Raw genomic sequence first — 1,203 nt, forward strand, 5'->3', positions numbered from 1 at the left:
CCCACAATCTGAGGTTTTCATCTTATCATCCAACATTTTGATACGAAATTTATGACCATTACACCACATAGCCTTGTGATGTTTCAACTGCAACATGGACAACAAGTAAAAAATAAATTGTGAATTAATAATCCTCATATAGGACTTACTAAATATGTATTTCAATAATTAAACAAATGAAATACATTGAAAAATTGGGAAAAAACTAGAAAAATGTGGGTAACAAATTTAACTTGCCTATTTATCATTTAAACCAAAGGCTAAATCAACTTCCCTTGATGTAAGATCAAGAAATTGATCTCAATGACGATGCATTGTTTTAATCATCTTACTCACCCCTTCCTGTTAAGAACCAAATATCAATATAGCATGGAAAAACCTCAGAAAAAGTACTCAACGCCTTAAAACTGAGATAATTTTAGATAATAAGCCTCTTCGAGGGGGAAACCTCCTTTTACCCCACTTAAATGTTCAAGTACAAGGTGATTCCAAATGAAAATGTCTCCTTGGTATATATAGGAGACTAGGAGGTATAATTACAATTAATGGAATAAAGTTGACATAAATAAAATAACATTACTAATGTAATATTCCCCAATTGAGAGGTAATGAGCCAATATTAGGGCTTAACATGCCCCTCCCCTTGAGACAAGTGTTGTCCACAACGCTTGAGTAACTCTGGATGCTTCTGTATAAAAGACTCATCTTCCCGAGTGGAATCTTTAGCCGGTAGTTTCCTCCATTTAATGAGATACTCTGAAATGGATCTATTCCTCAGTTGGCGAATTCTTGTGTCAGTGATGGCTTCAGGCTCCAATATGATTTTTCCTTCCTCGTCAAGTTCTAGAAATATAGTTTGAACTGGGATCTTGTCGCCTATAACCTTCTTTAAGCATGAAACATGGAAAACTGGGTGTACTCGTGAAGATGCAGGCAACTCCAATTTGTATGCCATAGTACCAATCTTTTGCAACACCTTATAAGGGCCATAGTACTTTGGTGATAATTTATTATCCTTCTTGGCTTGCTTGAGGGACATCTATTTGTATGGTTGTAGTCTTAAAAACACCCAATCCCCTACTTCAAAACTTCTTTCACTATGATGTTGATCTGCTTGTTGTTTCATGCGATGTTGTGCCATGGTCAGGTTGTCCTTTAAGATTTGGAGAACTTGTTGTTGATTCTCGATGTGATCTTCCACTG

At 35.9% G+C, this 1,203-nt stretch carries 1 protein-coding gene; it reads right to left on the bottom strand.

Annotated elements, in window-relative coordinates; all coding sequences use genetic code 11:
• Nucleotides 1-619: 619 nt before the first annotated feature.
• A complete protein-coding gene (locus NUW87_RS11335; RefSeq protein ID WP_269028625.1) occupies nt 620-1,039 on the bottom strand; it encodes a chromo domain-containing protein in 420 nt (139 codons plus the stop codon).
• Between the last annotated feature and the right edge of the window lie 164 nt (nt 1,040-1,203).

Origin of the sequence: Corynebacterium pilbarense (assembly GCF_026930265.1) — a bacterium.
Lineage (GTDB): Bacteria > Actinomycetota > Actinomycetes > Mycobacteriales > Mycobacteriaceae > Corynebacterium > Corynebacterium pilbarense.

What these genes read in the sequence shown, in the direction of transcription:
- NUW87_RS11335 (WP_269028625.1), bottom strand. Translation starts at nt 1,039, where the DNA reads ATGTCCCTCAAGCAAGCCAAGAAGGATAATAAATTATCACCAAAGTAC.